Here is a 6,130-nt window from a genome sequence, read left to right on the forward strand (position 1 = left end):
CTCTAGCTCGTCTCCTCCGGCTCCTGTGCGTGCGGCGGCCAGTCGCCTTGCAACGCGATGCAGAACCGGAAGGTCAGGTACGGCATCAGGTTGTTGTGCGCCTCGCTCTGGCCGCTCGAGCTGAGCATCCGCGGGTCGAGGGCGAGCCCGGACCCCTCGGGCTTCGCGTAGTACGCGATCCCGCGTCCGACCGCGAATCCCTGGCCGGCCGGCTGGCGCTCCGTGGCGTCGGACGTCGAGACCTGGAGGTCGTGCGAGTGGCGCGGCATCTCCTGGGTCCTCAGCGTCACGCGGTCGGTGCCGCCCGGCTCGCCCAGCGTGCGGTAGGAGCCGCCCGGGGTCTGGCCCCAGCCGATCGCCACCCGGCGGTTGAGGGCCGGCAGTCCGAACGTGGTCCGGCCGTCGCCGCCGTAGTGGGTGCCGAGGATGGAGAAGAGCGCGGTGTTGTTCTGGATGGTCAGCAGCTGGCCGTTGCACTCGGCCCAGCCTCGGGGCGCCCCCTTGCCGTACGGGAACGCGCGGATCTCGCCGAGGAAACAGGTGCTCATCGGTCCTCACCCTCTCCGGGGTACGGGTACTCGCCCAGCATCGAGATGATGTAGGAGATGGTCAGGTACGGCTGCATGTTCGAGTGCGCCTCGCCGCCGCCGTTCGGGGCGATCGAGCTGGCGGCGATCGCGCGGAACGGCTCGTCGGAGCCGTAGGCCGAGGTCGTGCCGGCCGACGGCAGCGAACCCGGGATGCGGCCCTGCATGACGCTGTTGGTCGCCGGGTCGGCGGACCCGACCATCAGGTGGGTGTGCGTCGGCAGCTGGTCCCGGGTGAGCGTGACCGTCTCCGAGCCGCCGGTCATACCGATCATCCCGTTGGTCATGTGGATCGGCACCCGTCCGCAGAGGTTCGGCAGCTGGAACGTCGACTGCCCGTCCCCGCCGTAGGTGGTGCCGATCAGGTTGAACAGCAGTTCGTACTCGGAGATCGGCACCAGCCTCCCGTCGCAGAACATCCAGTCGCGCGGGGCGAACGTGCCCGTCCAGGGCCGGATCTCGCCGGCGTACGGAGCCGTCATGCGTGCACCTCCTGCTCGGTGTTGAACGCCGGGAAGGCGCCGGCCAGGCAGATGCAGAAGTTGAGCGCGATCCACGGCTGCCGGTTCTCGTGCGGCTTCGACCCGCCGGTCAGGCTGACGGAGCTGGGGTGCATCGGGAAGGTGTTCGATGCCGCCGTGTACAGGTTGCCGCCCGCGCTGTTGGAGAGCTGCAGGTCCGGCCCCGGCTGGTTCTGGGCCTCGTAGGTGTTCGCCCCGTACGCGATGTGGTTGTGCAACGGCATCTCCGCCTGGCTCAGCGTGTGCGCAGCCTCGCCGGCCGCCTCGCCCGGGTAGCCGGTCGGGCCGCAGTCCATCGGCACCCGACCGCGCAGGTCGGGCAGCATGAAGGTGGTGCTGCCGTTGCCGCCGTACAGCGTGCCGATCAGGCTGAACAGCGCGAGGTTCTGGCTGATCTGGAGAGTCTGGCCCTCGCACGGGGCCCAGTACTTCGGGGTGATGTTGAAGCTGAACATCCTGATCTCGCCCAGGTACGGCGCGTCGTCGTCTGCGGCAGTGCCGTCGGCGACCGGTTCGTCCTCAGCCATGCGGTCCTCCTCGATCCTTGCGGTTGGTCCCCCGATCACACTCCGGCGGCCAGCGTGCAGCTGGTGATGTTGCTTCCGGTACGCACCGCGACCCGCTTGCCGGCGTAGAAACCGCCGCCGAGCGAGCTGGTCGGGTTCAGCCCGGTGACGTAGCTCTCGACCTGCGCGTTCGTCGCCGGTGACGGCGCCAGGCCGGTGAGACCGAGCACGTAGGTGGTCGACGACGAGCTGCGCTTGAACAGCTCGATCCCGGGGTGGGTGTCCCCGAAGGTGTCCGGCGGACCTGCCGTCGGGTTGTTGCCGGACACGCTCGCGCACACGGTCGGGTTGTACGTGGCGTTGCCGGAGCTTCCGGCGTTGATCGAGATCCCGGGGCTCGCCTGGAGCGGCGCGCCGACCGTGTTGTTGTCGATACGCACGTTCAGGCTGCCGTTGGAGTCGCGGTGCAGGACGCCGATGCCGGTGCCGCTGGTGTTGGCGACGGTGTTGCCGGTGATCGTCGCCCGGACGTTCGGATGCGTCAGGGTGCTGGAGTCCGCCTGGATGTTCTTGTCCGTTCCGAGGCCGATGCCGTCGCTGCCGAACTGGTTGTTCGCGTTGATCTGGTTGCCGGTGACGACGAAGGAGGCGGTCACGTCGCCCGCGGCCCCGATGCCGATGGCGGCGCCCTTCATGTTCCGGATCGGGCTTCCGGCCGTTCCGTTGTTGGTGATCGCGAAGTTGCCCTGGCCGCGGCCGGTCACGCTGGCCGTGATGCCGAAGCCGTTGAACTTGGTGGTCGCGTCGCCGTTGATCTGGTTGCCGCTCATCGTGACCACGTTGGCCGTGCCGGGCACCCCGTAGGTGCCGGCCGGGGCTGCGGAGGACGCGGTGTTGGCGCCTTGGACGGCGAGCGCGTCGCCCGCCGGGAAACCGCTGATGACGTTGTTCGAGATGGTCGCCTTGGTCAGGTTCGCCACCGTGGTCGTCGATCCGAACAGGTTCAGCGCGATGCCGGCTCCCCGGGACGTCGTCGTGCTGAGCGTGCTGGTGACGGTGTTCCCGGTGATCACCGCGTCGGAGATGGTGCCGTTGTACTGGAAGATGCTGATCCCGGCGCCGTAGGCGTTCGACAGCGTGTTGCCGGTGATGGTGACGACGCCGTCCACGTTGTTGGTCAGGCCGCCGGCGGTGTCGTTGAACGCGATCGACGAGTCGTTGTCGTCGATCGCCGCGTCGCCGGCACCGGTGACGGTGCTGTTGGTCAGCGAGAACCCGGTGACCCCGGTGCCCTTGATGCCGCTGCGGTCGGTGCCCAGCAGCTTGATCCGGTTCAGCGAGATCGCGTCGGCGTTGGTGAGCGAGACGCCGGGGCCGGTGGTGTTCTGGATGGTGCCGCCGCTGTCCGCCGCGGCGGTTCCGGTGACCGAGAAGGTACCGGTCGAACCGGTCCCGTTCAGCACGATGCCGCTGGGCGCACCGTTGGAGGAGATGCTCTGGAAGGTCGCGTTCGCGGCACCGATGGTGGTGGCCGCGATGCTGAGCCCGGTCCCGGTCGTGGTCGAGATCGTGTTGCCGGTCCCGGCCACGGTGACGGTGCCGCCTCCGGAGGCGAGGAAGCCGCCGCCGGACGTGCTGGTGAGAGCGAGGCCGCCGTTGCTGAACGCGATGGTCGCGCCGGCGTTGCCGGTCAGGCTGACCGCCGCACCGGTACCGGTGCTGAGGGTCTTGGTCGCGCCGGAGAAGGTCGTCGTGCCCGCGGTGTTGCCGGAGACGCTGATCCCGCCCGCGGTGCCGGCTCCGGTGATGTTGCCGGAGAAGGTGGCGTTCGCGGTGCGGCTGGAGACGTCGATCGCCTTGCCGGCCGCGCCGGCGCCGACCGTGCCGGCGTAGGTCACCACCCCGGTGCCGTTGTTGAGGTCGAACCCGATGCCGGCCGCGCCCGAGATGGTGCTGCCGGATCCGGCGCTGAACGTCCAGGCGGTGTCGGTGCCGTCCAGGTTCACGCCGTCGCCGGTGCTGGTGGTCGAGTCGACGTCGGTGAAGGTGAGGTCGCTGCCCGCGCCGAGTCCGGTCGCGTCCACCGCGGCCCGGTTGGTCGAAGCCACGCTGCCGGCCAGTACGTCGATGCCGGTCGCGTTGCTGAGCACGAAGCCCGGCTGGTTGGTGGTGGTGATCGCCGTCGTGGTGAAGGTGAGCGAGCCGGTGGTGCTGGTCAGGCTGACGCCGGGGCTGGTGGTGCTGCCGCTGACGGTCGTGCTCGCGAGCGTGCCGGACAGGGCGGCGCCGGTGAGGTTGAGCGCTCCCGCCTGGGTGGTGCTCAACGAGACCGGAGCGGTGAAGGTCAGCCCGTTGCCGGCACCGGTGAGCTCGATGCCCGGCTGGGTGGCGGCGGTCCCGGTGTCGGTGACGTCCATCGAGCGCAGGGTCACGCCCGCGACCGCGTTGCCGAACAGGCCCCCGCCGGTGCCGCTCGGGTCGATGCTCACCCCTGCTACCTGCGTGTTCGCGGCCAGCGTGAGCACGTCGGCGTTGGACGCGGTCAGCACCGGCTTGGTGCCGGCCGGGGCGAGCGTCTCCACCGTGGCCGAGCCGACGTCGGTGTTGGTCAGGGCGACCCCTTCGCCGATCAGCTTCTGGCCCGACTGGAGGGTCACGCCCGCGGTGAGGATGCCGTCGCCGGGAGCCCGTCGGACGTAGATCGTCTGGCTGGCGCCGGCGACCGCCGTGGCACCGGCGATCGTGGCGAACGGGCGGGCCGCCGTACCGTCCTGGGTGCCGGCGGCCTGGTCGGCGACGTACCAGACGGCGCCGGAGAGGTTGACCGTCCAGGTGATCGGCGCGCTCGCGGTGGTGCCGTCGGTGAGGGTGTAGCCGTAGGTGTCGCTGGGGAGCGTCGCACTGGCCGGCGGCTCGTAGCGCAGGTCGCCGTTCGCGGCGAGAGTCATCCGGCCGCCCTGCGCGGTGGCGGCTGCCGCTGCCGGGGTCACCGTGATCGCCGATTCGAGGCCGTCCGGGTCGGTCGCCGTACCGATGAGGTTCACCGTGCGGGTCACGTGCGGGCCGGTGGCGACGGCACCGCCCGCGACCAGGGTCGTGTTGCGGATGCCGGTCGTGGTCGGCAGCGTCCCGGGCGCACCGGGCGCGTCGTTGACCGGGGTGATCGACAGCAACCGGGGGAGCGGCGGCGTGGTGCCTCCGGCGCCGTCGTCGACGACCACGGTGAAGGAGCGATCGGCATCGGCCGGGTTGGCCGTGCCGTCGTTGCGGTGGTCCGGGTCGTTGCTGCTGTTGCTGAACTGGACGCCGCGCAGGGCGGTCTGGAACTGGGCGACCGTGCCGCCGGCCCGGGTGAGGGTCAGGACGCCGGCGCTGAAGTTCGAGGTGAAGCCGGCGACCGCCGGGTCGAGGCGCAAGGAGTCGAACGTCGCGTCGAACCCGGCGCTGACGGTCACCTTGAGCGAGCTCAGCGTCGCGTTGTCCGGGTCGGTGACGGTGCTGGCCGGTCCGAACAGGTTCACGAAGCCGGCCTGCTCGGTGTAGGCCAGCGGCCCGGCCATGTCGAGGAACACCACCGGCGGATCGTTCACCTGGGTGATCGCGAGGGTCTTGGTCGTGGTGTTCGACGCGGTCGGCCCGACGATCTGGAACCCGACGGACCGGCTGGTTCCGGGTGCGTCGCTGCTCGGGTTGGAGAACTGCACGCTGCGCAGCGCCGCCTGGTAGTTCGCGAGCGTTGCCGACCCCGAGAGCGTCAGGACTCCGGAGGCGAAGTTTCCGGTGATCCCGTTCTGGGTGGTGAAGTGCAGCAGGTCGCCGGCCACCGGGGAGGTGATCGTGACGGCGGCCCCGGTGGCGTTCGGCCCGCCCTCGACGTCGGTGACGGTGAGGCCGGCGTCGACGGCGACCGCCGCCGACTGCTCGGTGTACGGCGTCGTGCCTCCGCTGGCGGCGAGCACGGGAGCGTCGTCGACCGCGGCGACGGTGATGGTCCGGGTGGCCGGGGCGCTGGTGCCGCCGTCCCCGTCGGTCAGCACGAAGCGCACGGTCCGCGTCAGCGTGGACGGCGTGTTGGAGACGTTGGCGTAGGTGATGTTGCGGACCAGGGCCTGGGCGGCGGCCGGGGTGGCGCTGGCGTTGAGGGTGATCACCAGCCCGGTGGTGCCGGTGCCGCCGGTGAAGGTGCCGATCGTCGTCCCGGCGTAGCTGACGTTGGCGCCGGACACGCCGATCTGGCCCGCGCCGGTGCCCTGGTTGCGGACCGCCAGCCGGTCCTCGGCGGCGCCGTTCGCGGTGTAGTCGACGGTCAGGGTGCCGGTGGCGAAGTCGGCCGAGTCGGCGTCGGTGACGGTGCCGGTCGCGGTGATCGGGGTGGCTGCGGCGTTCTCGGTGTAGGCCAGGGAGGTGCCCTCGATCGCGGCGATCACCGGGGCGCTGTTGGTGGCGGCCACCGTGACCGTGCGGGTGGCCGGGGTGCTGGTGCCGCCGTCGCCGTCGGTGAGGACGAAGCGTGTGG

At 70.8% G+C, this 6,130-nt stretch carries 4 protein-coding genes; all 4 read right to left on the reverse strand.

The features are described 5' to 3' along the window. Window positions 1–2 precede the first annotated feature (2 nt). The gene (locus EFK50_RS16535) at window positions 3–548 is read right to left on the reverse strand and encodes a phage tail protein (RefSeq protein WP_123228586.1); all 546 of its coding nucleotides are present in this window, start codon (window positions 546–548) and stop codon (window positions 3–5) included. Then, complete coding sequence (locus EFK50_RS16540) at window positions 545–1,069, reverse strand: phage tail protein (RefSeq protein WP_123228587.1); 525 nt, start codon at window positions 1,067–1,069, stop codon at window positions 545–547. Before EFK50_RS16540 ends, EFK50_RS16535 begins: the two co-directional genes overlap by 4 nt. After that, on the reverse strand, window positions 1,066–1,635 hold the full coding sequence (locus EFK50_RS16545; RefSeq protein ID WP_123228588.1) for a phage tail protein: 570 nt from the start codon (window positions 1,633–1,635) through the stop codon (window positions 1,066–1,068). The genes EFK50_RS16540 and EFK50_RS16545 overlap by 4 nt, the downstream gene beginning before the upstream one ends. Window positions 1,636–1,670: 35 nt before the next feature. After that, a partial coding sequence (locus EFK50_RS22270) for a beta strand repeat-containing protein (protein WP_183407868.1) occupies window positions 1,671–6,130 on the reverse strand: 4,460 nt, incomplete at its 5' end.

The sequence above is a fragment of the Nocardioides marmoriginsengisoli genome, from assembly GCF_003725695.1.
In the GTDB taxonomy this organism is placed as follows: Bacteria; Actinomycetota; Actinomycetes; order Propionibacteriales; family Nocardioidaceae; genus Marmoricola; species Marmoricola marmoriginsengisoli.